Raw genomic sequence first — 23132 nt, 5'->3', positions numbered from 1 at the left:
TCCCGCGACGACAACGGTACGGGACGGGTCCGACACCGGGACGGCCCGGGCACAGGATGCACCACGTAGAATCAGGGGGTGAGCCAAGTCCCGATCAGCCTGCCCATGCCGCGCATGCCCCGCGCCACAGGGCGTCTGCGCGACGTCCCCGTCGAGGGCCGCAAGCGCGTCCTCCTCGCCGCGCCCCGCGGCTACTGCGCCGGAGTCGACCGCGCGGTCGTCGCCGTCGAGAAGGCCATCGAGCACTACGGTGCCCCGGTCTACGTGCGCAAGCAGATCGTGCACAACGTGCACGTCGTCTCCACGCTCGAGAGCCAGGGCGCCATCTTCGTCGACGAGGTCGACGAGGTGCCCGAGGGATCGCACATCGTCTTCAGCGCGCACGGCGTCTCACCGGCCGTCGTCCAGGGCGCGGCCGACCGCAGTCTCCAGGCGATCGACGCGACCTGCCCCCTGGTGACGAAGGTGCACCGCGAGGCCGTCCGCTTCGCGCGCGACGACTTCGAGATCCTCCTCATCGGCCACGAGGGCCACGAAGAGGTCGAGGGCACCGCGGGCGAGGCTCCCGATCACGTCACCCTCGTCGGCAGCCCCGACGACGTGCCGAACATCGTCGTGAAGGACCCGGACAAGGTCGTCTGGCTCTCGCAGACGACGCTCTCGGTCGACGAGACGATGGAGACGGTGCGCCGTCTCCGCGAGCGCTTCCCCAACCTGCAGGACCCGCCGAGCGACGACATCTGCTACGCCACGCAGAACCGCCAGGTCGCGATCAAGAAGGTCGCCGCGGGCGCCGAGCTGGTCATCGTCGTCGGCTCCGCGAACTCCTCCAACTCCGTGCGCCTCGTCGAGGTCGCCCTCGAGTACGGCGCGAAGGCCGCCTACCGGGTCGACTACGCGAGCGAGATCAAGCAGGAGTGGCTCGAGGGCATCCGCACCGTCGGCGTCACCAGCGGCGCCTCGGTGCCCGAGGTGCTCGTCCAGGAGGTCCTCGACGACCTCGCCGCCGCCGGGTACGGCGACGTCGAGGAGGTCAAGACCGCGGAGGAGGACCTGATGTTCTCGCTCCCCAAGGAGCTGCGCAAGGACGTCGCCGGCAAGCGCGACGCCCGCGGCGTCGGTGGACGCATCAGCGCGGGAGCGGGCGCCTAGAGCGTTCCGGCCCGGACACGGAAGAGGCCGCCCTCCCTCGGGAGCGGCGGCCTCTTCCGTGTGCGGTGGAACGGGGATCGACGCTAGACGTCGGTGCCGGCGCCGCCCTGCGAGCCCGACATGCGCGTGACGTACTCCGCGAACGTCGGGTCGCCCAGGATGGCGATCGCCGCGACGATCAGGGAGAGCAGCACGGTCGCCGCGATCCCGAGGATCGGGACGAGCACGGCGCGCTTGCCGGCGCGGAGCCGCCGGATCGAGATCCACACCGCGAAGGCGACGATCAGCGACTGCGCGAGCGCCACCACGACGCCGAGGATCCGTGCGAGCTCCGGCGACGCGTAGGTGCCGATGCCCTGGGAGCGGTAGAGCTCCTGGAGGGTCGTCGCGAAGCTCGAGGGATCGAGCAGCGTCGGCACGGCGAAGAACACGCCGAGCGCGAGCAGCACGATCGTGAGCAGGCGGTCGACGGGATGCGCGACGGGCTTCGCGGCCGGAGCGGTCGCGGGCCTCGGATCGGTCTCCGACCCCCTCGGGTCGGGGACGACCACGGCATCCTCCGGCGGCTGCCACGACCAGCCGGGCGGCGCGTACTCGCCGTACTGCGGCTCCGGACGCCTGTCGCCCGGCTGATCGTGTGCGTTCGTCACGGAGCGGTGCCCTACTTCCCGGAGTTCCCGGCCGAGCCGAGCTGACGGGTCGCCTCGGCGACGCGCGCGGCCATCGCGGTCTCGGCGATCTTGCCCCACGAGCGCGGGTCGTAGACCTTCTTGTTGCCGACCTCGCCGTCGACCTTGAGGAAGCCGTCGTAGTTCTTCAGCACGGTGTCCGCGACGGAGCGGCTGAACGCGTACTGCGTGTCGGTGTCGATGTTCATCTTGACGACGCCGTTGCGGACCGCCTCGGCGATCTCCTCGTCGGTCGAGCCCGAGCCGCCGTGGAAGACGAGATCGAGGGGGAGCGCGCCGGTGCCGTACTTCGCCTGCAGGCCGTCCTGGATCTCGCGGAGCAGCTCCGGGCGCAGTCGGACGTTGCCCGGCTTGTAGACGCCGTGGACGTTGCCGAAGGTGAGGGCGGCCATGTAGCGGCCCTGCTCGCCGAAGCCGAGGGCCTCGACGGTCGCGATCGCGTCGTCGAGCGTGGTGTAGAGGTGCTCGTTGATGTCGTGCGAGACGCCGTCCTCCTCGCCGCCGACGACGCCGATCTCGACCTCGAGGATGGCGTTGATGTTCTTGACGCGCGGAAGGATCTCCTTCGCGATGGCGAGGTTCTCGTCGAGCGGGATCGCGGAGCCGTCCCACATGTGCGACTGGAAGAGCGGCTCGCGACCGGCCTTGACCTCCTCCTCGGAGGCGGCGATCAGCGGGTAGACGAAGCCCTCGAGCGCGTTCTGCGGGCAGTGGTCGGTGTGGAGCGCGACCGTGACCGGGTAGTTCTTGGCGACCTCGGTCGCGAACCTCGCGAAGGCGATCGCGCCTGCCGCGCGGTTCTTCACGGTGTGGCCGGCGAAGTAGTCCGCGCCTCCGGTGGTGACCTGGATGATGCCGTCCGAGCCCGCCTCGGTGAGGCCCTGGAGGACCGCGTTGATCGTCTGCGACGACGAGACGTTGAACGCCGGGTAGGCGAAGCCGCCCGCCTTCGCCTTGTCGAGCATCTCTGCGTACTGGTCCGGGGTAGCGACGGGCATGGCATCTCCTTTGACGGATGAACGAAGGGGGGGTCGGGCGAGGCCCGCGTCGCGGACGAGTCTAGCGAGGCGCCCCTCCGCGGTCCCTCCGCCCGTGGAGGGCCCTGGACTAGGCTTCGGGCAGGGATGGGGATCCGCTCCGCGGGTCCTGCGACGACGTGCACGAACTCGACGACGAAGGACTCCGCTCTGTGATCGACAACGACTCGCTCTACCTCCACCCCGACCGCAACCTCGGCATGGAGCTCGTCCGCGCCACCGAGGCCGCCGCGATCCGCGCCGTGCCCTTCATCGGCAAGGGCGACAAGAACGCCGCCGACGGCGCAGCGGTCGACGCCATGCGCACCTTCCTCGGGACCGTGAACTTCGACGGAGTCGTCGTGATCGGCGAGGGCGAGAAGGACAACGCGCCCATGCTCTTCAACGGCGAGCATGTCGGCAACGGCTCGGGGCCCGCCGCCGACATCGCCGTCGACCCGATCGACGGCACCTCGCTGACCGCGGCCGGGCGCCAGAACGCGCTCTCGATGATCGCCGTCGCCGACCGCGGCGCGATGTTCGACCCCTCCGCCGTGTTCTACATGGAGAAGATCGTCACCGGGCCCGAGGGCGTCGGGATCATCGACATCCAGCGCCCGATCGGCGAGAACATCCGCGCCCTGGCCCGCGCCAAGCGCAAGCCCGTCGAGGAGATGCGCATCGCGGTGCTGGACCGCCCGCGCCACGCTCAGCTGATCGAGGACATCCGCGCGGCCGGAGCCGGCACGCGCCTCCTGCTCGACGGCGACGTCGCGGGCGGCATCAACGCCGCTCGCCACGACTCCCGACTCGACATGTGCGTCGGCACCGGAGGCACGCCCGAGGGCATCATCACGGCCTGCGCCATCCGCGCGCTCGGGGGAGTCATCCAGGGCATCCTCCGCCCGAAGGACGACGACGAGCGCCAGCGTGCCATCGACGCCGGGCACGACCTCGACCGCGTGCTCCACGCCAACGACCTCGTCCGCAGCGACAACACCTACTTCGTCGCGACCGGAGTGACGAACGGCGGGCTCGTGAAGGGCGTGCGCAAGGAGGGCCACGTCATCACGACGGAGTCCATCGTGCTGCGCTCCCGCTCGGGCACCATCCGCCGCGTGACCGCCCAGCACCTCGCGGAGAAGTGGGTCTAGGCCGTCACGCTCTCTCAGAGACGCCGCACTGCTGCCGAGGCGCCGCACCGCTGACGGCGCACTCGTCGAGTGCGGCGGCGTCTCGGCGTGCAGGACGCGGAAGGACACCGGCCTCGGTCACCGAGGCGAGCGGGCGGGGCCGCGGCGGGTCTCGAGACGCCTCGCGGGCGCTCCTCCGCCGAGCCGCGGAGGCGGAGCGCCGTCGCGAGCTGCGGTCGTCCGGGTGTCGAGCCGGATGGACGGCGCCGCTCGCGCGCGGCCTGCACGCCCGGTGCTCGCTCAGCGGGAACCCGGGGCCCTACGCGCTCCGCTCGGACTCGTCCTCCGCGGCGAGCAGCTCGACGGCGGTGAGGCGGCGCGGCGAGGAGGCGACTCCTCCGACCGGGGCGATGACGCGCGACTCGTCGAGGGAGTCGAACTGGCGCGCGGTGACCAGCACGCGGCTCTCGAGCGAGCCGGCGAAGGCGTTGTAGGAGTCGACCGTCTTCTCGAGCGAGCGGCGCAGGCCCTCGGCGTGGTCGGCGAGGGTGCCGAGACGGGCGTAGAGCGTCTTGCCGAGGTCGAGCAGGCGCTTGGCGTCGTCGGTGAGCACGTCCTGCTGCCAGGTGTAGGCGACGGTCTTCAGCACCGACCACAGGGTCACGGGCGAGGCGAGGGCGACGCGCTTGCGGAACGCGTACTCGAGCAGGCTCGGGTCGGCGTCGAGCGCGCTCGCGAGCAGCGGCTCGCTCGGCACGAACGCGATGACGAACTCGGGGCTCGCCGGGAGGCCGGTCCAGTAGGAGCGGGCGGCCAGCGCGTCCACGTGGCCGCGGAGGGCGCGGACGTGCGCGCGCAGGAGCCCCGCACGCCGCGCCTCCTCCTCTCCGCCGGCGCCCGCGGGGATCGCGCTCGCCTCCAGGTACGCGTCGAACGGCACTTTGGCGTCCACCGCGATCGCCTTGCCGCCGGGCAGGCGGACCACCATGTCGGCGCGGCCGCGGCCCGCCTCGCCCTCGAGGCCGAACTGCACGTCGAAGTCGACCCGCTGGGTGAGCCCGGCGGCCTCGACGACGTTCCGCAGCTGCGTCTCGCCCCAGGCGCCGCGGCTCGTGGTGGAGCGGAGCGCGGACGCGAGGGTCTCGGTCGTCGAGCGCAGCTGCTCGCCCGCCGCCCGCTGCCCCTCGAGCTGCTCGGTGATCGCCCCGAACTGGGCGGCGCGCTCGCGTTCGAGCCGGCCGACCGCCTCCTGCATGCCGCGCAGGCTCTCGGCGACGGGGGAGAGGGTCTGCAGGATGCGCGCGTCGTGCCGCTCGCGCTCGGCGACGACGCGCAGCTGCTCCTGGAGCTCGCGGATCTGGTCGCGGGCGGAGCCGAGGTTCTCGCGGTGCTGCTCGACGACGGCCTCGTGGCGCTCCTCCAGGCCCTCCGCGCGGGCGCGGGCTGTCGCGAGGTCGAGGGCGAGGGCGGCGTCGGGCGTGCGGGAGCGGGCGAGGAGGACGGCCACGACTCCCGCGAGGAGCGCGCCGACCACCAGGCCGAGGGCGAAGGAGAGATCCATGCCGCCGATGACACCACGCACTTCCGACATCGATCGATCGACGCGCCACGACCACCGAACGAGGGCCAGGACGCCCTGCGACCGCCTCGTAGACTTCGCGATCATGGGGAATCACCACCGCTCATCGCGCCTGCTCACGGTCGCGCTCGCTCTCGCCATCGGGCTCGGCACCGCCCTCGTCCCGATCACCTCCGCCTCGGCCGCCGAGGACGCGCCGTCGACCGTCTCGGTCGAGACCGGCGCTCTCGACGCGTCCCTCGACCGCGCCGACCTCGGCGTCCCGGACCAGTCGACGCAGTACAGCGCCGAGGAGACGAAGAGCTTCCGCGCCGGCTTCATCGTCAGCGACGCCCAGTTCTTCGACGGCGACGCGCTGAGCACCGGTCAGGTGCAGTCGCTCCTGAACGAGAAGGGCAGCCGGTGCTCCACCGCCGGCACCGCCCCCTGCCTCAAGAACTTCTCGCAGGCGACGCCGTCCAAGGCGGCGGACGCGATGTGCAGCGCCTACCAGGGCTCCGGCAGCGAGTCGTCGGCCTCGATCTTGACGCGCGTCGGCCTGGCCTGCGGCATCAACCCGCTCGCCCTGGTCGTTCTCGTGCAGAAGGAGCGGAGCCTCGTCACCGACACGACGCCGAGCCCCGAGGACTACGCCAAGGCGACCGGCTACAACTGCCCGGACACCGCGGCGTGCGACCCCGGCTCGGCGGGCTTCTTCACGCAGGTCTACAGCGCGGCCCGCCAGTTCAAGCGCTACGCCAACCCGCCCGGCTCCGGCTCGAACTTCACCACCTACGCTCCGGGCACGACGCCGAACGTCGCCTACTACCCGAGCACCGCGTGCGGCTCCTCGCCGGTCACCATCCGCAACCAGGCCACGGCCGACCTCTACTACTACACGCCGTACCAGCCCAACGACTACGCGCTCACCGGCTCCGGCAACGCGGCCTGCGCGACCTACGGCAACATCAACTTCTGGTACCTCTTCAGCGACTGGAACCCGAACGGCACCCTGGCCAACGCCGGGATCGCCCCCGCGGGACGCGTCGACGCCCCGCGCATCTCGGGCAGCACGCTGAGCGTGTCCGGCTGGGCCGTCGACCCGACGACGCAGCAGGCCGCGCTGACCACGACGGTCACGGTGACCGGCCCCGACGGCACCCGCACGGTCCGCACGCAGACCGCGAACGGCGACCGCGGCGACATCCCGGGCGAGTACTCCGTCGCCGGCCGCGCCCACGGCTTCGGCGCCACCACGCCCGTCTCGGCACCCGGCACCTACCAGGTCTGCGTCTCCGCCGACTCCGTCGACTGGAACCGCTGGGTCGGCACGGGCGACTCCCGGGGCCCCGGCCGGAAGGATCTCGGCTGCTCGTCCGTGAGCACGTCGGCCGGGATCGACGTCTTGCGTCTGGCCGGCACCGACCGCCAGGGCACCGCCGTCGCGATCTCGAAGGCCGTCTTCGGCCCGAACGTCCCCGTCGTCTACATCGCGACCGGCGCGAACTTCCCCGACGCGCTGAGCGCCGCCCCGGTCGCGGCCAAGCAGAAGGGTCCGCTGCTCCTGGTCGACCGCGACTCGATGTCGCAGCCCGTTCGCGACGAGCTCAGCCGGCTCAAGCCGGCGAGGATCGTCGTGGTCGGCTCCCCACTGAGCGTCGGCGACGGCCTGCTGAACCAGCTGAGGTCCTACTCGCCGACGGTGGACCGCATCGGAGGGAAGGACCGCTACGACACGTCCAGGCTCATCATCCAGAGCGCGTTCCCGAGCGGCTCGTCGCGCGCCTGGCTCGCCACGGGCGAGAAGTTCCCCGACGCGCTCGGCGCGAGCGCCGCGGCCGGCTCCGTCGACGCACCCGTCGTCCTCGTGAACGGCACCGGCAGCACGGCCGACGCCGTGACGAAGGGCATCCTCTCGAAGCTCAAGGTGCAGAACCTCACCATCGCGGGCAGCCCCCTGTCGGTGAGCGAGGGGATCAAGAACTCGCTTCCGGTGCCGACGATCACCCGCATCGGCGGAGTCGACCGCTACGACACATCGGAGCAGCTGAACCGGGCCGCCTTCTCGAGGGCCAAGACCGTGTTCCTGGCGACGGGCGAGAACTTCCCCGACGCCCTCGCCGGAGCCACGGCGGCGGGCTACTCGAACAGCCCGCTGTTCGCCGTGCCGACGACCTGCGTGCCCCGCGCCGTCCTGACCGACATCGCGAAGTCGGGAGCTCAGCGGGTCGTCCTCCTCGGCGGTCCCACCACCCTCTCGGAGGACGTCGCGCGGCTCACCCCCTGCGGCTGATCGCCCGCGACCCCGCCACTAGCGTGGAGGGATGACCCCGACCGCACCGTCCCCGACCGGCCTCCGACGCCGGCGGGGCGGTGCGGTCGTCGTCGTCGCGGCGCTGGTGGCACTCCTGCTGGGAGGCTCCGTCGACGGCACGCGCCTCGCAGCGGTGCCGTCCGAGCCGCAGACCGTCCGGCTGTGGACCTTCCTCCAGCCGGGCCCCGTCGCGGCCGACTTCGACCCGGGCGACCTGATCTCCGACGAGGTCTTCTTCGACGGCGACGCGCTCGGACCGCTCACGGTGCAGGCGTTCCTCGACGCCCGCGTCCCCGACTGCGCTGGCGGGCCGGTGCCGTGCCTGCGCGACTACGCCGAGGACACCGCGGCGATCACGGCCGACGAGCAGTGCGACGCGCTGCCCGCCGGACGCGACGTCCCGGCCGCGGAGATCATCACCTCGGTCGCCGGCGCGTGCGGCGTGAATCCGGCCGTCCTCCTGGTGCTGCTGCAGAAGGAGCAGTCGCTCGTGACCGATCCGGAGCCGAGCGAGCGGCAGTTCCGCAGTGCCACGGGCTACGGCTGCCCGGACACCGCCGACTGCGACACGGACTCCTACGGCTTCGCGGCGCAGGTGTACGGAGCGGCGTGGCAGTTCCAGCGCTACCGGAATCCGGACTCGAGCTTCGACTGGTACCCGGTCGGCGCGGCCAGCGACGTCCGCTACTCCCCGGACGAGTCCTGCGGCACCGCCCCGGTGACGATCGCCAACGCGGCCACGGCGGGCCTCTACTACTACACGCCGTACCAGCCGAATGCGGCGGCGCTCGCGAACCTCTACGGCGAGGGCGACGACTGCTCGGCCTACGGGAACCGGAACTTCTGGCGCATCTTCAGCACCTGGTTCGGCGACCCCCGCGGCTGAGCCGATCGTCTCGAGCCGGCTCGGCATGACGGACGTCAGGCGGCGACGGGGGCCTTCGGGCGCAGGCGCTTCACGGAGACGCCGGCCAGCTCGCCGAGCTCGGCCATGCTCGCGGCGCCGTGCCGCCGGGCCGCGTGCACGACGATCGCGGCGCACGCCTCGGCGTCGGCCGACGCGTCGTGGTGGCGGAAGTCCTCGAAGCCCGCGGCCATGGCGACGACGGGGAGGCGGTAGGAGTCGAGCTCGTACGTCTTGCGGGCGAGCTGCAGCGAGCAGAGGTAGTCGTACTCGGGGTGCTCGAGGGAGGTCGCCGCGCAGGCCGCGCGGATGACGCCCATGTCGAAGCCGGCGTTGTGCGCGACGAACACGTCCTCGCCGGCGAAGGCCGCCAGGGCGGCGAACTGGTCGACCCAGGAGGCGGCGGCGTGCACGTCGTGCTTGCGGATGCCGTGGATCCGCGTGTTCCACTCGAGGAAGTCGTCGTACCCCAGCGGCGGGCGGATGAGCCAGCCGGCGCGGTCGACGACGCGGCCGTCGCGGACCTTCACGAGCCCGACGGAGCAGGCGGAGGCTCCGTGAGAGTTGGCGGTCTCGAAGTCAATGGCGGTGAAGTCGATGGGCACGCTTCAGCCTCTCACGCACCTCCGACGCCGCCGGGAGCGTCGCGCGCGCGTCGCCCCGAGCGGCCGGGAGCACCCGCCGGCCGCGGGCCGGGCGCCTCCCGTTCCTCCGCGCCCGCCCGCCCGGCCCTTCCGCCGCCACGCCGTAGGATGGATGCCCGTGGCTCTCACTATCGCAATCGTCGGTCTCCCCAACGTCGGCAAGTCGACGCTCTTCAACGCACTGACCAAGAACACGGTGCTCGCGGCGAACTACCCGTTCGCGACGATCGAGCCGAACGTGGGTGTGGTGAACCTGCCCGACTCCCGCCTCGAGGTGCTCGCCGGGATCTTCGGCTCCGAGCGCATCCTCCCGGCGCCCGTCTCCTTCGTCGACATCGCCGGCATCGTGCGCGGCGCGTCCGAGGGCGAGGGCCTGGGCAACAAGTTCCTCGCGAACATCCGCGAGGCCGACGCGATCGCGCAGGTCATCCGCGGCTTCGAGGACTCAGACGTCGTCCACGTCGACGGCAAGGTCGACGCCGCCAGCGACATGGAGACGATCAACACCGAGCTGGTCCTCGCCGATCTCCAGACCCTCGAGAAGGCCGAGGCCCGCTACGAGAAGGAGCTCAAGGGCAGGAAGATCGAGCCGATCGTGGTCGAGACCGCGAAGAAGGCGCGCGAGTTCCTCGACCAGGGCAAGCCGCTGTCGGCCTCCTCGATCGATCTGGAGCCGATCCGCGAGCTGGGCCTGCTGACCGCCAAGCCCTTCATCTACGTCTTCAACGTCGACGAGGCCGTGCTGACCGACGACGCCCGGAAGGCAGAGCTCGCAGCCCTGGTCGCGCCGGCGAAGGCGATCTTCCTCGACGCGAAGATCGAGTCCGAGCTGATCGACCTCGACGAGGCCGACGCCGCCGAGATGCTCGAGTCGACCGGCCAGACGGAGTCGGGCCTCAACCAGCTCGCGACCATCGGCTTCGACACCCTGGGCCTCCAGACGTACCTCACGGCCGGCCCGAAGGAGACGCGCGCCTGGACCATCGGTAAGGGCTGGACCGCGCCCCAGGCCGCCGGTGTCATCCACACCGACTTCCAGAAGGGCTTCATCAAGGCCGAGATCATCTCGTTCGACGACCTCGTCGAGACCGGCTCGATCGCCGAGGCACGCGCGAAGGGCAAGGCCCGCATCGAGGGCAAGGACTACGTCATGCAGGACGGCGACGTCGTGGAGTTCCGCTTCAACGTGTAGAGCACCGCCTCGATCCCCGTAAACGCTGGTCTCTGGGCTTGCCGGTCCGCATAGAGTCCGCAGGAGGTCGGTCGGGGGAGGTCGCGCCACGCCCGGGAATGTCGGCAGCTTGCGATACGTTGACGGTGACGACCTGGAAGGAGGAGCCATGGGGTACAGCCCAGTGAACGTCAGCAACAACCTGCTTCGCCGTGCCTTCGAGGAGGATGTTGCGGTGTCACCGATGAAGTTGCAGAAGCTGCTCTTCTTCACCGCTAGTGAGTACGCGAAGCGGACCCACACACCCCTGATCGATGGGACGTTCCAGACATGGAAGTACGGTCCGGTCGAGAGAAGCGTCTACGAGGAGTTCCGTTCCTTCGGAGGTAATCGGATTCGCTCATACGGCAAGGATGCCGCTGGCAATGCTTGGGTCGTAGACGAGCAGACCGATCCGCAGCTTCGCGCGGCGATCGACGTCATCTGGGGAGCGTCGAAGTACAAGAACGCCGTCGACCTGTCCCGGATCACCCACCTACAGGGGTCGGCCTGGGACGTCGCCTACACGCGCGGTTGGATCTCAGACGACGAACTGGAAGCAGATCAGAGCTACCGAGTTGCCCTGGGTTTGTCAGAAGCAGCCGCTGGGTGACCGAGCAGGCGGGGCCGCCGCAGAGCCCTCGTGCGAAAGTGCCTGCGGGTGCGCGCGAGGACGAGCCTTCAGGCACCGGATCGGTTGCGCAGGGTCAATACAAGCAGGTTAGCGATCCGGAGGCTAAACACCGCCGGGCGATGGATCTTTCGAAGCTCCGCTTCGCTTTCTGGCTCGTAGGTCTCTCATTAGTAGCACTACTTGGCCTCGAGATCGCCGATAGCTACGTGCCGGCGCCCGAGGGTGCAGGCGACCTCTCTGGCGCGGCTGACGTCTTCAAGCTGATTGCGACGACAGCGCTTGGCTTCATTTTCGGACGATCCCTAGGGCGAGGGGAAAGCTAGGGATCCGGCGGCTGTCCGGTTGCTTAAGGATGTCGCCATCAGCCGGCCTGCAGCGGCTCGCGTACGATCCTCTGCGGTCGGCCAAAGGTGTGAGTAGGTCTCGAGCGTCGTCGTCGCCTTCGCATGACCTAGCGCCCGTTGCACCGTGACGACGTCACAGCCGTCGGCGATGAGCCCGGACGCGTAGAAGTGGCGGAGGTCGTGAAGTCGGAACGCGTCCACGCCCGCTCGAGCGACGGTGCTCCGCCACCAGTAGCCAACCGTGTTCTGATGGGGCGGCTGACCCCCTCCGCCGACGAAGAGCCACCCCTCGTCGCCGCGGACGCCGACCTGCTCGACGTGGCGGCCGAGGAGGAGCACGAGCTCGTCGGGGAGGTACACGACGCGCTCAGATCCGTATTTCGGCGGAGTGATCTCGACTACGCCGGCCGAGACGCGCTGAACCTGGCGCTGGACGTGGAGTTGTCGGCGTAGGAAGTCGACGTCGGAGACCTGCGCGCCGGCGGCCTCTCCGAGGCGGAGACCGGCGAACGCGCAGAGCGCGACGAATGGTCGGAACCATTCTTCGGCCGAATCGAGCACGGCGCCGACCTCCTCGGGCGACGGCACGCGCATCGCGTGCTCGGCTTTGCGGCCGCGCGGGAGCGTGACGCCCTCTGAGGGATCGGAGCCGATCAAGCGGTCGCGGAGCGCGCCGCGGAGGACGGCGCGCACGTTGTTCGTCCGCGTCCGGATCGTGCCGGCGGCGAGCCCCTCGGCGCTCATGCTCTTGATCCAAGTCTCGACGTGTGAGCGGCGCAGCTTCCCGAGCTCGACGTCGGCGAAGGTGCAGCGCCGCACGGCGAGGCTCATTGCGGTGGCAGTGCCGCGCGCCCAGACCTGACGCGTCGACCACTCCGCAAAGTAGCTGGCGAGGGTGATACGGCCTGCAGCGGGATCGACGTATGTGCCCACGACGAGGGTCGCGGTGACACCATCAAGCCAGCGCTGCCCGTCAATCTTGCGGGGGAAGTGGCGGGCGTGCTCCTTCCCGTTGGCGTCGCGGTAGCGGGCGCGCCAGGTGCCATTCGGTCGCTTCTGGATGCTTGCCACGGTTACTCTCCAACCTCTGTCGCGCGATCGGCCTCATCCTCGAATGCCCGCTCGCCGAAGCGCTTCGTCAGCTCGCCAGAGCGCTCCGCGGTCTGCACGCGAACCCACCACGGCAGCGACGCGTGCACGAACACCCCGACATCGGACTCCGCGTCCTCGTAGTCGCTCGAGAGATTCAACGGAGCCTCGCCGACTGCCCAGTGCCAAGCCTCGAATGCTGGACCACGGTGCCCAGTAATGTTTACGGTCTCGTTCGAAGAGCGCGTGTGGGGCATCAGGAGCGCGAGGGGCGTCACGCCGAGCACCACTGCGAACGCGATGAGGTCATCAACCTCGACGCGGCGGTCACCCGACTCGATCTTGCCGATACTCGCCACGGGGACCGGGCGTCCCAACTCCGCGAGCATCTGGGAGACGTCAGCTTGGGTCCTCCCTGCGTAGAGCCGGATCCGCTTGATGTTCTTCGCGACCTCCAGACCGGTCGGGCCTATCTCGTTGCCGCGTTGCTTGGGACGGGGATCGGTGGACATGCGACGAGACTAGTTGACTTACAACGGAGGTGCGCATACCTTCCTTGCAAGGCAAGTTAATGTTCTTGGAAGGAAGTTCTGATGCAAGGCAGTCGCCAGCACGAAGCAAGCCCGCTCCTGACGCTCCCCGAGACAGCGGAACGTCTCCGCAAGTCCGAGGCGCAACTGCGTTGGATGGTCCACCGCGGCACGGCACCCAAGTCAGCACTCATCGGCGGTCGCCGGATGTGGAGGGCTTCTGATGTGGCCTCGTTCATCGAGGCGGCGTTCGCGGAGGCGGTTTAGATGGCCGGCGCGAAGCTCGGCGAGGTGCGCGTGCTGCTCGTCGTGGCAGGCGCGACGGCGCGCTTCACAGCGCACACGCTGACCGCGACCCTGCTACTGCAACTTCTGCCAGCGCTCGTCCGCGATGTTACGTCGACGCTCGAACGGGTGCGCTCCCGCGAGGAGCACCTGTCGGGTCGGCCGCTATGAGCCTCGTCGACGCCGTGGCGACAGCGCGCCGACCGCCGGCCCAACCCGCCCACGAGAAAGCCCTCAACGTCGGCCAGGACGCAGAGGGCTGGGGCACCAACCCGAGAACTTACGTCGAAGAAAGGACGGCTGCCACGATCGCATCCCAGGTCCCAGGGGTCGAGGGCCACCGCGACGCCATCGAAGGCCGCCCGTCCTCATGTGGGACCTCCGCCGTTGCCCACGTCGCCCACGACCTGCCCGAGCAGCGCGAGTGGGCCGGCTCGTGATCGGGGTGGTCGACGTCCGTCATGCCGGCGGGGCTGTCCTCGTCGAACTGGCCGAGTTCCTCGAGCAGGCCGTCGTCTGCCTCAAGCCCCCCGGCCTCTCGCTGCCGCTCTACCCAGACGAGGCAGTACACCTGGCGGTCGAGCTCATCGCGGCCGCGCACCGAGCCGAACACCCGGCGCCGGACGACTGGCTTGGAGAGGACGGCCGTGAGTGAGCATCTCAGCCCGCAACTGGGCGTGGCGCGCCGGCGAGCATCTCGAGCTCTCGGCCCCCGAGGCGTTCGTCCTCGCATTCCTGGCGGAGATGGAGAACGCGGAGGAAGGGTGCGCGTTCCCGTCGCAGGAGACGATCGCGGCGAGGACTCGGCAGTCGGATCGCAACGTGCGAACCGTCATCCGGCGCCTCGAGGAGCGCAAGCTGCTGCGCGTCGAGAAGCGCCGGCGGAAGGGTGGCGACTGGGCGAGATCCGAGTACTTCCTGGCCGTGCCGCACGACTTTCGGGAGAGCGATCCGGAGTGGCTCCGACACCAGGGCTAGGACGCCGCTACCGGAACGTCCTTCCGGTACCACCGGAACTTCACGACCGACCGCCGGAACGTCCTTCCGCCACCACCGGAACCTCACGACCGTCCTACCGGAATGACGTTCCGACTACCAGTGAAGACCAGTGACAAGACCAGTGACCAATGATCAGGCCCACTTGCAGCCGCAAGCGGGCGAGTTCACTCCTCGAAGAAATGGAGAAGAGCAGATGTCAGAGCACAAGCAGCCCGACAACGAATCGATGCGTGACGAGATGATGACGCCAGAGGAGATGCTCGACGCGCTCGAGCGCGGTATGCGCGGACGGGGCCTGGCGGCTCGCGCTCGCGCGACGCGGGAGCGGCTGGAAGCCACCGACGCGATGCTGGAACGGATGATCAAGCCGGAGGAGGCGTGGGTCGTGCTCGTGGCCCTCGTTGGTGCTGTGCAGCTTGGAGACGCGGCGACGGTGATTCGCGCCGGCGCCATGCTGGACCGGATGCTGGGTGGGACTGTCGCAGTTCTCACGCAGGCTGTCGTCGTGCTGAGGGACGTAGCCGGCGCCGTCGGGGTGACTGACTTGAGCGGACTCCTCGAGCGCCTCCGGCTCGGCGCGTCGGTGGACGAGGCGATCGGGAACGCCGGCCCCGACTGACGATGACGACGACGAGGCCCGCAGTGATGTCCACCCGGACTCCCTGCGGGCCTTTCTCGTGTAGCGTCGAACTCGGTCGATCGCAGTGCCCCTCCGGGCTGGTGGCGTGACCAACGAAATTCATTCGTTGAGTCCCCCCTCGGAGCACTCTCGGCCAGCAGGCGCCCGACGCCTGCCGTTCCCGATGGTCGAGTCGCTGAGGAGCACCTCAGCACCGCGCCGGCCGACCGTGCCGCCGCTCCCATCGACACGGCCGCACCGGCCGAGAACGGAGGGTTCGCGTGAACCCCGAAGCGAAGCTCAAGACCCTGCACGCCGAGTGGACGACCCTCGCCGGGAAGTCGGAGCTCACCGACGCCGACGCGACCCGCGTGCTTGCCCTGCGCACCGAGATCGAGACGACCGAGCGCATCATCGCCACCCGCAAGCAGGCCGAGGCCGGCCTCGCAGCCTTCGGCGCCAGCGCGTCGGTGACCGCCGACGGCGCGAGCGGCCTCCTGCCGTCCCGCGCCGACAAGGCCGCCGGCTTCGTGCAGGCGTACCGCAAGCGCCTCACCGAAACCGGATACGCCGCGAAGGGCGTCGTCCCAAGCGGGACCGTGCAGGTGCAGTACGACGGCCCCGTGGTAAACGACCCGCGGGCCGTGTTCTCGCTCGCCGGCCTCGTGCGCAACACCCCGACCGACGTCCCCTCCGGCGCGTACCTCCGCCAGACGATCCGCGACCTGCAGGCCGCCCCCGTCGAGCTCGGCGCGCCGAAGCCGCAGAGCGCCCTCGCGATCGAGCACAAGACGTGGGAGCTCGCGACCCTCGCCCACCTGCTCGAGCCCGTCTCGAAGCAGTGGCTCGCCGACATCGACGGCCTGACCCCGTTCATCGCCGCCGAGCTCGCCTACGGCCTGGACGAGGCTACGAACGACTACCTGCTGAACGGTGGGGTGAGCGAGAACGGCACGACCAAGTCCGGGCTGCTGAACACCCCCGCCATCGTCACACAGCCGTACAGCACCTCCAAGCTGCTCACCATCCGCGCAGCCCTCGGCGCCCTCGACACGGCCGGCGTAAACGCGACCGGCATCGCCCTCGCTCCCTCCGACTGGGAAGCGATCGAGACCGCGACCGACACCACCGGCCGCACCCTCATCGCCGCCGACGGCACCTCCGCCGAGCGACGCCTCTGGGGCGTCCCCGTCACCCTCGTCAACGGGATGCCCGCCGGCACCGGCCTCGTCGGCGACTGGTCGACCGTCACTCTGTTCCGCCGCGGCGTGTACGAGATCACCGTCGTCGAGACGGGTACCGCCGAGATCGACGGCGCCACCGTCGACCTCTACGGACGCAACCTCGCCCGCTTCCGCGGCGAGACCCGCATCGGCACCGCCATCACCTCGACGCCGAGCTTCCGCAAGCTCGACCTCACCGCCTAGACGTGGCGCCGGGAGTAGTGCCCCGGCGTCCGCGCGGTCGACCTGGAACTCGACTGCGCACCCCAGCCCCAGCCGCCCCGCGTACTGCTTTCTCGGGAGCCGGCTGGGGCTGACCCACACCCCGGGCAGGGGGGCGTTCCCATCGCACGCGATCGAACCCCCCCCAACACTCCCCGCCCTGAGTGCCGCTCTCTCCCCGGTTCTCGCCGCCGCCGCTGTCCCATCTACGTCAGGAGCCCCCTCGTGCCGATGAGTGTCGAGCAGCGTCGTGAGCGTGATCGTGTGCGGAAGGCTCGGCAGCGGGCCCGGAACCGCGAGGCGGCGGCCCAAGCGCCCGCGGTTCCGCAGGCGGCGGCGGAGTCGGGCACTCACGTAGAGGCGCTCCGCACGACTGTGGACGCTCTGGGGGTGGCCGCCGTGCCGATGGCTGTCGTCTACGTCGAGCTCGCGTTGACGCTGGCGCGGAGGTGGGACAGAGGTGTCCCACCCGGCCAGGAGCCCCGGCTGCTGCGCGAGTACCTGAACATTCTGCGGCTGCTGCGCGAGTTCGCACCGGGCCCGACTGCCGAGGGCCCAGCGCCGGCCGCGCCGTTGGCGGCAGATGCGTCAGTGTCCGCTTTCGAGGAGTTCAAGCGGCGGTCGCTGCACCGGCCCGCGGGGTCCGGGCTGTAGCGGCTGCGGGCCGTCGCGCTCGCTCTCGAGGTGGCGGCCGGCGAGAATGACTGGGTGGCCACGGAGTACCTCTCGATCGAGCAGGCGGCGAAGCGCGTGGGCCGTTCGCCACGGACCGTTCAGCGGTGGCTGAGCGCCGGCATGCCGTATCGGGTGCGAGCCGGCGATACGCAGAAGTGGATCGCGTTGCCCGACCTGCAGGCGATGTTCGTCGCGAAGCTCACTGCGTCCCCGATCCGGCATCCGTCACCGCAGCGCGCGGAGCACAGGAACCGGAGCCGTTATCACGCCGGCTGCCGTTGCGAGCCCTGTAGCGCCGCTGCGGCTGCGTACGAGCGCGGTCGCTATCAGGCTCGGGCTCGGGCGGCGAGAGAGCGACGTGCGGCCGCGCTACCCCGGGTGTAGACGCTGGTCCCAGTGGCGCATCTGTGTCCCTCAGCGGGCGCAGGACGGGCCGGCTCGGCGCTCATCCCAGGAGAGAGCACGAGGGCCAATTAATCCTCTGCTCTCCCTACCGGCGAGGCGGGTCGCGGTAGCTAGTTTCTAGGCGCTCTCGAAGGAGCGGCGCGTCCAGCCCGGGACCACGGCGGGTGACCGCCTCGACCGCGGCGTTAGCTAGTCAGTGGCTCCCGGTGCATGCTCAGGACATAGCCACACTGAGGCTTCGGACGAGACCAACGCCACCGAGTCGGTAGTGGGCAACTGAGGCAAGAGACCGGCGACAACGATGAATCCAGCCTGAAGCGAGTCTCCACGATCCATCGAGTCGCAGAACGCGGTGCCGGCTAGCTTCAAGGACTGATCCGTGTAGTTCGCAGTCTCAGGCACTTTTTCTCGAACCCCAGAGAGGTACTCCGCCTCGACCATGATCAGAGTTCCCGTGTCCATGTCGGCACGGTAAGGCGCGCCGAAGCTCGTGAGACGCTCGGTTGGTGTTGCAGTCGGCGTGACCGCTGGCGCCGCCTCGGGCGTAACGGTCACTGTGACAGCGGGAGCAGGCTCCGACGATGGAGCTGAGCAACCGCTGAGCACAAGGAGAACACAGAGGACTGGCAGAGCACGCTTCATGTGCTGAGCTTAGGGCCGTCGCTGGTCTCGGCGAGGATCACCGCATGGCACTCCACTGAGCCCCGATGTAGATGGTGTCGAGGGCGGTCTGTCCGGGCGAATGATGGGTGCATGACCGGCGCGAGCACCTCGGCTCGATTCGCTTCGTGCGATACCACGGTGTCCCGACACGAGTGTGCGTGACGAGCGACGTCTGGGTGGTCGGCGGAGGAGGCTCGCTCCCGGCTGCGGCGCGCGCGTTCCTGCCTGGCGCTCTGGTGCGCGTGCTGTGCGCCAGTAGGCATCCGTCTCGCGCCTCCGCTGTCCGAGCCGGCTCCACCGGCGCAATGATGCCGAGATGACTCAAGACGACAGCCATTACGCCCTCATCGCCATGTCCGTATGGACCGGTTCGCCCCGGTTGCTGGGCATCTACTCGACCGCGGAGGAAGCAATGGGCGCTGCCACCACCGATCGTCAGCCAGTGGCAGACGCGAGCCCAGTTCGGCTCACGATCGAGCGATGGAGGGGCGCAGCGCGAATCAGCGAGCGCTGCCGCGCCACCTCCGTCCACCTGGAGGTCGATGCTGAAGCTCGCTGGACGTAGGCGCAGGCGGCGTCACGCGGGCAAGGAGCGAAGCTTCGAACGGCCACCTGGTTCTCCACAGGATCGTCCACATATCGCACACAAGTTCGAGGAAAGGCCGCTGCGGTCGGCATTCTTTTTTCTCTTGGCCCTGGTAGGAAGCTCTTTTCCCAGGTCAAAAGCTTGAACGGATGTCTTTTCCACAGGGAAGTGCACAGAACTATCCACAGTTCACCCACAGCGGATGCGGCGATTCCCGCTTTTTCTCCACAGCGCTGTCCACAGGGCCGTTTGACGAGTGTTCGAGGGAGGGTGGAACCTTGCCCCGTCGCTGATGCAGCGAAACGGCCCGAGCGATACCAACACCCGGGCCGTTCTCTTCCCCGCCGACTCTCAATCAGGAGGATGCAATGAACCCTACTGGCCGACTCGCAGCAGCGAGAGAACACCTCGAGCTGCTCCGAGCAGATCACGAACGTCAGCGCGTGCAGGATCGCTACTACGTGCGCCTGGCCTACATCTACGGCATCCCCGTCGAAGAGATTGCCCTCACGTCCGGCCTCCCTAGTCCGGCGGTGCGGCACCTGCTCACGACTTAGCCCCCGTGGGGCGGCGGTGGTTCCCTCTACCGTCGCCCCAGTGTCTCAGCAGCTGGAAGCAGCCCGCCGTGGCGAGGGGGCCCGACACCCACCGCCAGTCCGCAACAAGTCCGCAAGAGTCCCAATTCAGGCCCGTCCGGAGCAACCACTAGCCATCACCAGATCGGCGGAACGGTGCGGTGTTCGCCACCGCGCAATCACGCTCAATCGCCAGGCGAACGTTCCGCTTCAACGTGTAGGACGGCCGCGCTCGGCTCGAGGCGCCCGGTTCGCTCGGATCCCCGGATCCGCGAGCCGGGCGCTTCTGCACGGAGGTGCGGGATCGCCGACCCCGGGAGTCCGACACGAGGCCGGTCACGTCCGCGGACGTCCGCTCCGCCCGTCAGTTCAGCACGTCCCCGATCAGCCAGCTCGACAGCCCGACGAGGGTGCAGACGCCGACGACCACCCAGGCGACGGTCCGGCGGACCGAGCGGGAGACCGCCTCGGAGCTGCGGGGAGTGGGACGCATCGGTGCGGTGTACGCGGGCGGGACGGAGTAGGTCCGAGCCGGCGGGAGGAGTCGGGGGAGCGTGACCGGGCGGCCGTCGACCCACTCGGCGGGCAGGTCCGCGGCCTTCGCGGCCTGCAGCGTGAGCTCGACCTTCAGCGGCGATCCGCGGAGGGAGGCGTAGGCGGCGGCGACGAGGCCGAGGCTCGCGAGATGGCGGAGGGTCGGGGTGAAGTCTGCCGACAGGGTCGGTGAGAGCTCGCCGACCCGTTCGCCGTCCAGTCGGAGTTCGACGAGGTCGCCCGTGGTGTGCAGGGTCAGCAGCAGCAGGCCGCGGCCGCTCGCCGGGACCACCGTCGACAGGCGGGCGAAGTGCTCGTCCTCGCGCAGGACCGGCAGGCCCCGCGACCAGGGGAGGATCGAGTGGCGCTCGACGGGCGGCTCGTTGAGCGGCACGAGCAGCTCCGGGGCGACGAGGGCGACGCGGAGGACGGCCCGCAGCCCCTCCTCGCCGCGCTCGACCCGGAGGCGCGCGGTCGTGACCGGGACGGCTCCGCTCGCCACGACCCGGTCGAGGGCGGCACGGTGCGCAGTGGCGTTCGGCAGGTAGCCGAGGACGCGGCCGCCGGCCCGGACCGAGACGGCGTCGAGGCCGGTGGGGTGGTCGGGCTCGGGGATCAGATCGACCTCGAGGGTCCGCTCGTCGATCTCGCCCGCCTTGAGCGTGCGGTCGATCAGATCGGCGATCTCCTCGATCCGCTCGGCCTCGGCGAGGGCGTCGACGCTCGGGGCGCCGTCGGCGTTCGGGAGGCGGTAGACGACGCGCTCCGTGACGGGGGTGACGGGTGCGTCCCGCACCACCGCGGCACTGTCCTGCGCGGAGCGGCGCGCCCCGGTGAACCGCCTGCCGTCCCACCAGCGCATCTCGGCCGCATCGGCCTCGTCGCGGTACCAGCCCGCCGGCGCACCCTCGTCCATCGACCCCCCCCGTTCCTCCGGCGAACGAGTCTACGAGGAGGGCGGGAGCGTCAGAGACCCGGGTCCGTGGCGGCGGGATCCTGGGGGGCGAGCGCGGCCGCGGGCTCTCCCGAAGCGGGGCCGCTCCACGCACCGGACTCGTGCGCCCGAGGGCCGGCGATCCACTCCAGAGCCTCGCGGACGAGCATCCGGACGTGACGCGCGTGGCCGATGGTGACGGGGGCGGGATCCTCGAGGACCTCGAGCAGGCGGTGCAGCACGGCACGGCTCTGCAGTCGTGTCATGGGCCTCACGCTAGGGGGCCGGTCGCTCGGACGGTAGTGCCGATCCGCGACAGCGCACCCGTCTAGGCTCGCCACATGACTCGTCTCGACGGTGCCGTCGTCCTCGTCCTCGGAGCCTCGGGCGGCCTCGGCCGCCTCCTGGCCGATTCGCTGGAGGCACGCGGTGCCGTCGCGGTGCGCTCGGGGCGCGACTCCGCGGCGCTCGGCGAGGCACCCCTGGTCGCCGACCTGCGCGGGGAGGACGAGCCCCGGCGCGTGGTCGCCGAGGTGCTCGAGCGGCACGGGCGCCTCGACGGCGTCGTCGTGGCCGCGGGCGTCGTGGCCTTCGGGCCCTCCGCCGAGCTCGATCCGGCCGTTCTGGAGGAGCTCGTCGAGGTGAACGCGCTGGCGCCGATCCGGGTGCTGACCGCCGCGCTGCCGTCGCTCGTCGCGTCGGCGGGCGAGGGGCGCGAGCCGTTCGCGCTGACCATCAGCGGCGTGGTGGCGGAGGCTCCGACCGCGGGACTCGCCGCGTACTCCGCTTCGAAGGCGGCACTGCACTCCTTCGTGAAGGCCTCGGCCCGCGAGTACAAGCGGGCGGGCGTCCTCCTGCTCGACGCGCGTCCCGGCCACACCGAGACCGAGCTGTCCCGGCACCCGCTCGCGGGAGACGCGCCCCGCTTCGGCGCGGGTCTGGCGCCGCAAGACGTGGTCGACCGGCTGCTCGACGCGGTCGAGGACGGCGAGACCGACCTGCCTCCTGCGGCGTTCACCGGCTGACGCCGTCCCGAGACGAGGCGGAGCCGGTCGATCCTCGCGGGAACGCCCCGGATCGAGCACTGCAGCCTCGGCTGCGTACAGCCGTCGTGATCAGCCTGCGCATCCGGCGGCCGGGACCGCGATCGGCGCGGCAGCCCGTCCCACCGTCCTCCTCGCAGACGCGGGGATACCCGCCGTTCACCGGAGCGTCGCACGGGCGCACTAGCGTCCCTCCGTGCCCGACACCGCCGATGACGCCCTCCGTCCCACTCCCGAGCTGCTCCGCACGCTCACACCCGCCGACGCGCGGGACCTCGTCGTGCTGGACGAGGACGACGACGATCCGGTGCTCCTGCGCCGCGACGGCACGCAGGTCGACACCTGGCGCGAGGGCTACCCCTACGACGAGCGGATGTCGCGCGAGGAGTACGAGGCGGGCAAGCGCCTCCTCCAGATCGAACTGCTGAAGCTGCAGAACTGGATCAAGAAGCACGGGCGCCGACTCGTGGTCGTGTTCGAGGGGCGCGACGCCGCGGGCAAGGGCGGCACCATCAAGCGCTTCACCGAGCACCTCAACCCGCGCGGAGCCCGCGTGGTCGCGCTCGAGAAGCCGACCGAGCGCGAGGCCGGTCAGTGGTACTTCCAGCGCTACGTCTCGCACCTGCCGGCCGCCGGCGAGATCGTCCTCTTCGACCGCTCCTGGTACAACCGGGCCGGCGTGGAGCGCGTGATGGGCTTCTGCACGCCGGCGCAGTACGAGGAGTTCATCCGCCAGACGCCGCTGTTCGAGCGGATGCTCGTCGGCGACGGCATCGACCTGGTGAAGCTGTGGTTCTCGGTCTCGGCGGAGGAGCAGCGCACCAGGTTCACGATCCGCATGATCGACCCCGTGCGCCAGTGGAAGCTCTCGCCGATGGACCTCGCCTCGCTCGACAAGTGGGGCGACTACACCGCGGCCAAGGAGGCGATGATGGCGGCGACCGACACCGCCGACGCTCCCTGGACCATCGTGAAGAGCAACGACAAGAAGCGCGCCCGGCTCGAGGCCATGCGCTACGTCCTGAGCCTCTACGACTACGACGGACGCGACGAGGAGGTCGTGGGCCCGCTGGGTCCGGACCCGCTGATCGTCGGATCGGCCGCGGACGTGTACGAGCGCGGCGAGCACGCCGCGACGAGCTGACCGGGGGG

Annotated in this window: 26 protein-coding genes; 18 read left to right on the top strand and 8 right to left on the bottom strand. The window is 70.2% G+C overall.

The genetic code is table 11. The features are described from left to right. Window positions 1-105 precede the first annotated feature (105 nt). Window positions 106-1152 carry a 4-hydroxy-3-methylbut-2-enyl diphosphate reductase gene (locus tag C5C57_RS01000; RefSeq protein WP_104232760.1) on the top strand — a complete coding sequence of 349 codons (1047 nt, stop codon included), beginning with the start codon at window positions 106-108 and terminating at the stop codon, window positions 1150-1152. Window positions 1153-1235: 83 nt separating this feature from the next. On the opposite strand, the gene C5C57_RS00995 is transcribed toward C5C57_RS01000, so the two are convergent. Both C5C57_RS00995 and fbaA read right to left on the bottom strand, forming a co-directional pair. Next, window positions 1236-1802 (bottom strand): DUF6264 family protein, encoded by a 567-nt coding sequence (locus tag C5C57_RS00995; protein ID WP_104224415.1) that lies wholly within the window; start codon window positions 1800-1802, stop codon window positions 1236-1238. Window positions 1803-1813: 11 nt separating this feature from the next. After that, a complete protein-coding gene (gene fbaA / locus C5C57_RS00990; protein ID WP_104224414.1) occupies window positions 1814-2839 on the bottom strand; it encodes a class II fructose-bisphosphate aldolase in 1026 nt (341 codons plus the stop codon). A 239-nt stretch (window positions 2840-3078) separates the two neighbouring features. On the opposite strand from fbaA, the gene glpX reads away from it, so the two are divergent. Beyond that, the gene (gene glpX, locus C5C57_RS00985) at window positions 3079-4011 is read left to right on the top strand and encodes a class II fructose-bisphosphatase (protein ID WP_097165697.1); all 933 of its coding nucleotides are present in this window, start codon (window positions 3079-3081) and stop codon (window positions 4009-4011) included. Between the two features lie 298 nt (window positions 4012-4309). Here the strand turns inward: glpX and C5C57_RS00980 are convergent, their stop codons facing one another. Beyond that, window positions 4310-5551 carry a DNA recombination protein RmuC gene (locus C5C57_RS00980; protein WP_219815073.1) on the bottom strand — a complete coding sequence of 414 codons (1242 nt, stop codon included), beginning with the start codon at window positions 5549-5551 and terminating at the stop codon, window positions 4310-4312. 103 nt (window positions 5552-5654) lie between these two features. On the opposite strand from C5C57_RS00980, the gene C5C57_RS00975 reads away from it, so the two are divergent. After that, on the top strand, window positions 5655-7841 hold the full coding sequence (locus tag C5C57_RS00975) for a cell wall-binding repeat-containing protein (protein ID WP_104246624.1): 2187 nt from the start codon (window positions 5655-5657) through the stop codon (window positions 7839-7841). Window positions 7842-7872: 31 nt separating this feature from the next. Further along, window positions 7873-8748: a hemagglutinin gene (locus tag C5C57_RS00970; protein WP_104297174.1), complete on the top strand. Its 876-nt coding sequence runs from the start codon at window positions 7873-7875 to the stop codon at window positions 8746-8748. A gap of 35 nt (window positions 8749-8783) precedes the next feature. Here C5C57_RS00970 and C5C57_RS00965 read toward each other — a convergent pair whose 3' ends face one another. Further along, window positions 8784-9371 (bottom strand): exonuclease domain-containing protein, encoded by a 588-nt coding sequence (locus C5C57_RS00965; RefSeq protein ID WP_104246622.1) that lies wholly within the window; start codon window positions 9369-9371, stop codon window positions 8784-8786. Window positions 9372-9528: 157 nt separating this feature from the next. On the opposite strand from C5C57_RS00965, the gene ychF reads away from it, so the two are divergent. The 3 genes from ychF to C5C57_RS17550 all read left to right on the top strand — a co-directional run bounded on the left by ychF (window position 9529) and on the right by C5C57_RS17550 (window position 11577). Then, window positions 9529-10602: a redox-regulated ATPase YchF gene (gene ychF / locus C5C57_RS00960; RefSeq protein ID WP_104222958.1), complete on the top strand. Its 1074-nt coding sequence runs from the start codon at window positions 9529-9531 to the stop codon at window positions 10600-10602. A gap of 148 nt (window positions 10603-10750) precedes the next feature. Then, entirely contained in the window at window positions 10751-11233 is a 483-nt protein-coding gene (locus tag C5C57_RS00955) for a Panacea domain-containing protein (protein ID WP_104297173.1), read from the top strand. Then, window positions 11230-11577, top strand: coding sequence for a hypothetical protein (locus C5C57_RS17550; protein WP_146082320.1), 348 nt, complete (start codon window positions 11230-11232; stop codon window positions 11575-11577). Before C5C57_RS00955 ends, C5C57_RS17550 begins: the two co-directional genes overlap by 4 nt. Here the strand turns inward: C5C57_RS17550 and C5C57_RS00950 are convergent. Both C5C57_RS00950 and C5C57_RS00945 read right to left on the bottom strand, forming a co-directional pair. Then, window positions 11557-12669, bottom strand: a complete 1113-nt coding sequence (locus C5C57_RS00950; protein ID WP_104297172.1) for a tyrosine-type recombinase/integrase — start codon at window positions 12667-12669, stop codon at window positions 11557-11559. The genes C5C57_RS17550 and C5C57_RS00950 overlap by 21 nt on opposite strands. A 2-nt stretch (window positions 12670-12671) precedes the next feature. Beyond that, window positions 12672-13199: a helix-turn-helix domain-containing protein gene (locus tag C5C57_RS00945; protein WP_104297171.1), complete on the bottom strand. Its 528-nt coding sequence runs from the start codon at window positions 13197-13199 to the stop codon at window positions 12672-12674. Between the two features lie 81 nt (window positions 13200-13280). Here C5C57_RS00945 and C5C57_RS00940 point away from each other — a divergent pair, with 81 nt between their 5' ends. From C5C57_RS00940 to C5C57_RS00900, 9 genes are all read left to right on the top strand, one after another. Continuing rightward, the gene (locus C5C57_RS00940; protein ID WP_104297170.1) at window positions 13281-13484 is read left to right on the top strand and encodes an AlpA family transcriptional regulator; all 204 of its coding nucleotides are present in this window, start codon (window positions 13281-13283) and stop codon (window positions 13482-13484) included. Next, window positions 13485-13673 carry a hypothetical protein gene (locus tag C5C57_RS00935; protein WP_104297169.1) on the top strand — a complete coding sequence of 63 codons (189 nt, stop codon included), beginning with the start codon at window positions 13485-13487 and terminating at the stop codon, window positions 13671-13673. 253 nt (window positions 13674-13926) lie between these two features. Further along, window positions 13927-14157 carry a hypothetical protein gene (locus tag C5C57_RS00925; RefSeq protein WP_104297167.1) on the top strand — a complete coding sequence of 77 codons (231 nt, stop codon included), beginning with the start codon at window positions 13927-13929 and terminating at the stop codon, window positions 14155-14157. After that, on the top strand, window positions 14154-14480 hold the full coding sequence (locus C5C57_RS00920; protein WP_104297166.1) for a helix-turn-helix domain-containing protein: 327 nt from the start codon (window positions 14154-14156) through the stop codon (window positions 14478-14480). The genes C5C57_RS00925 and C5C57_RS00920 overlap by 4 nt, the downstream gene beginning before the upstream one ends. Before the next feature lie 214 nt (window positions 14481-14694). After that, on the top strand, window positions 14695-15120 hold the full coding sequence (locus C5C57_RS00915) for a hypothetical protein (protein ID WP_104297165.1): 426 nt from the start codon (window positions 14695-14697) through the stop codon (window positions 15118-15120). A gap of 281 nt (window positions 15121-15401) precedes the next feature. Continuing rightward, on the top strand, window positions 15402-16547 hold the full coding sequence (locus tag C5C57_RS00910; protein WP_104297164.1) for a phage major capsid protein: 1146 nt from the start codon (window positions 15402-15404) through the stop codon (window positions 16545-16547). Window positions 16548-16955: 408 nt separating this feature from the next. Next, on the top strand, window positions 16956-17219 hold the full coding sequence (locus C5C57_RS17545; protein ID WP_146082319.1) for a hypothetical protein: 264 nt from the start codon (window positions 16956-16958) through the stop codon (window positions 17217-17219). Window positions 17220-17249: 30 nt separating this feature from the next. Further along, the gene (locus tag C5C57_RS18630; protein ID WP_374953592.1) at window positions 17250-17624 is read left to right on the top strand and encodes a helix-turn-helix domain-containing protein; all 375 of its coding nucleotides are present in this window, start codon (window positions 17250-17252) and stop codon (window positions 17622-17624) included. Between the two features lie 1000 nt (window positions 17625-18624). Beyond that, complete coding sequence (locus C5C57_RS00900) at window positions 18625-18873, top strand: hypothetical protein (RefSeq protein WP_104297162.1); 249 nt, start codon at window positions 18625-18627, stop codon at window positions 18871-18873. Between the two features lie 960 nt (window positions 18874-19833). Here C5C57_RS00900 and C5C57_RS00895 read toward each other — a convergent pair. Together C5C57_RS00895 and C5C57_RS00890 are read right to left on the bottom strand one after the other, a co-directional pair. Next, window positions 19834-20919 (bottom strand): DUF2510 domain-containing protein, encoded by a 1086-nt coding sequence (locus C5C57_RS00895; protein WP_104246621.1) that lies wholly within the window; start codon window positions 20917-20919, stop codon window positions 19834-19836. Between the two features lie 50 nt (window positions 20920-20969). After that, complete coding sequence (locus C5C57_RS00890) at window positions 20970-21203, bottom strand: hypothetical protein (protein WP_146078402.1); 234 nt, start codon at window positions 21201-21203, stop codon at window positions 20970-20972. Window positions 21204-21278: 75 nt separating this feature from the next. On the opposite strand from C5C57_RS00890, the gene C5C57_RS00885 reads away from it, so the two are divergent. Both C5C57_RS00885 and ppk2 read left to right on the top strand, forming a co-directional pair. Further along, a complete protein-coding gene (locus C5C57_RS00885) occupies window positions 21279-21962 on the top strand; it encodes an SDR family oxidoreductase (RefSeq protein ID WP_104246619.1) in 684 nt (227 codons plus the stop codon). A 301-nt stretch (window positions 21963-22263) separates the two neighbouring features. Then, on the top strand, window positions 22264-23124 hold the full coding sequence (gene ppk2 / locus C5C57_RS00880) for a polyphosphate kinase 2 (protein WP_258072351.1): 861 nt from the start codon (window positions 22264-22266) through the stop codon (window positions 23122-23124). The last annotated feature ends 8 nt before the right edge of the window (window positions 23125-23132 follow it).

The sequence above is a fragment of the Rathayibacter sp. AY1C5 genome (genome assembly GCF_002931705.1).
Lineage (GTDB): Bacteria > Actinomycetota > Actinomycetes > Actinomycetales > Microbacteriaceae > Rathayibacter.
The sequence above is the reverse complement of the archived record's forward strand: the minus strand, read 5'-3'. Positions and strand labels throughout refer to the sequence as shown.

Excerpts from the sequence above, each read along its gene's own strand:
- C5C57_RS01000 (WP_104232760.1), top strand. The coding sequence starts at position 106 with ATGCCGCGCATGCCCCGCGCCACAGGGCGTCTGCGCGACGTCCCCGTC.
- fbaA (WP_104224414.1), bottom strand. The coding sequence starts at position 2,839 with ATGCCCGTCGCTACCCCGGACCAGTACGCAGAGATGCTCGACAAGGCG.
- glpX (WP_097165697.1), top strand. The coding sequence starts at position 3,079 with ATGGAGCTCGTCCGCGCCACCGAGGCCGCCGCGATCCGCGCCGTGCCC.
- C5C57_RS00980 (WP_219815073.1), bottom strand. The coding sequence starts at position 5,551 with ATGGATCTCTCCTTCGCCCTCGGCCTGGTGGTCGGCGCGCTCCTCGCG.
- C5C57_RS00975 (WP_104246624.1), top strand. The coding sequence starts at position 5,655 with ATGGGGAATCACCACCGCTCATCGCGCCTGCTCACGGTCGCGCTCGCT.
- C5C57_RS00970 (WP_104297174.1), top strand. The coding sequence starts at position 7,873 with ATGACCCCGACCGCACCGTCCCCGACCGGCCTCCGACGCCGGCGGGGC.
- C5C57_RS00955 (WP_104297173.1), top strand. The coding sequence starts at position 10,751 with ATGGGGTACAGCCCAGTGAACGTCAGCAACAACCTGCTTCGCCGTGCC.
- C5C57_RS00945 (WP_104297171.1), bottom strand. The coding sequence starts at position 13,199 with ATGTCCACCGATCCCCGTCCCAAGCAACGCGGCAACGAGATAGGCCCG.
- C5C57_RS00940 (WP_104297170.1), top strand. The coding sequence starts at position 13,281 with ATGCAAGGCAGTCGCCAGCACGAAGCAAGCCCGCTCCTGACGCTCCCC.
- C5C57_RS00935 (WP_104297169.1), top strand. The coding sequence starts at position 13,485 with ATGGCCGGCGCGAAGCTCGGCGAGGTGCGCGTGCTGCTCGTCGTGGCA.
- C5C57_RS00915 (WP_104297165.1), top strand. The coding sequence starts at position 14,695 with ATGTCAGAGCACAAGCAGCCCGACAACGAATCGATGCGTGACGAGATG.
- C5C57_RS00900 (WP_104297162.1), top strand. The coding sequence starts at position 18,625 with ATGACTCAAGACGACAGCCATTACGCCCTCATCGCCATGTCCGTATGG.
- C5C57_RS00895 (WP_104246621.1), bottom strand. The coding sequence starts at position 20,919 with ATGGACGAGGGTGCGCCGGCGGGCTGGTACCGCGACGAGGCCGATGCG.
- C5C57_RS00890 (WP_146078402.1), bottom strand. The coding sequence starts at position 21,203 with ATGACACGACTGCAGAGCCGTGCCGTGCTGCACCGCCTGCTCGAGGTC.
- C5C57_RS00885 (WP_104246619.1), top strand. The coding sequence starts at position 21,279 with ATGACTCGTCTCGACGGTGCCGTCGTCCTCGTCCTCGGAGCCTCGGGC.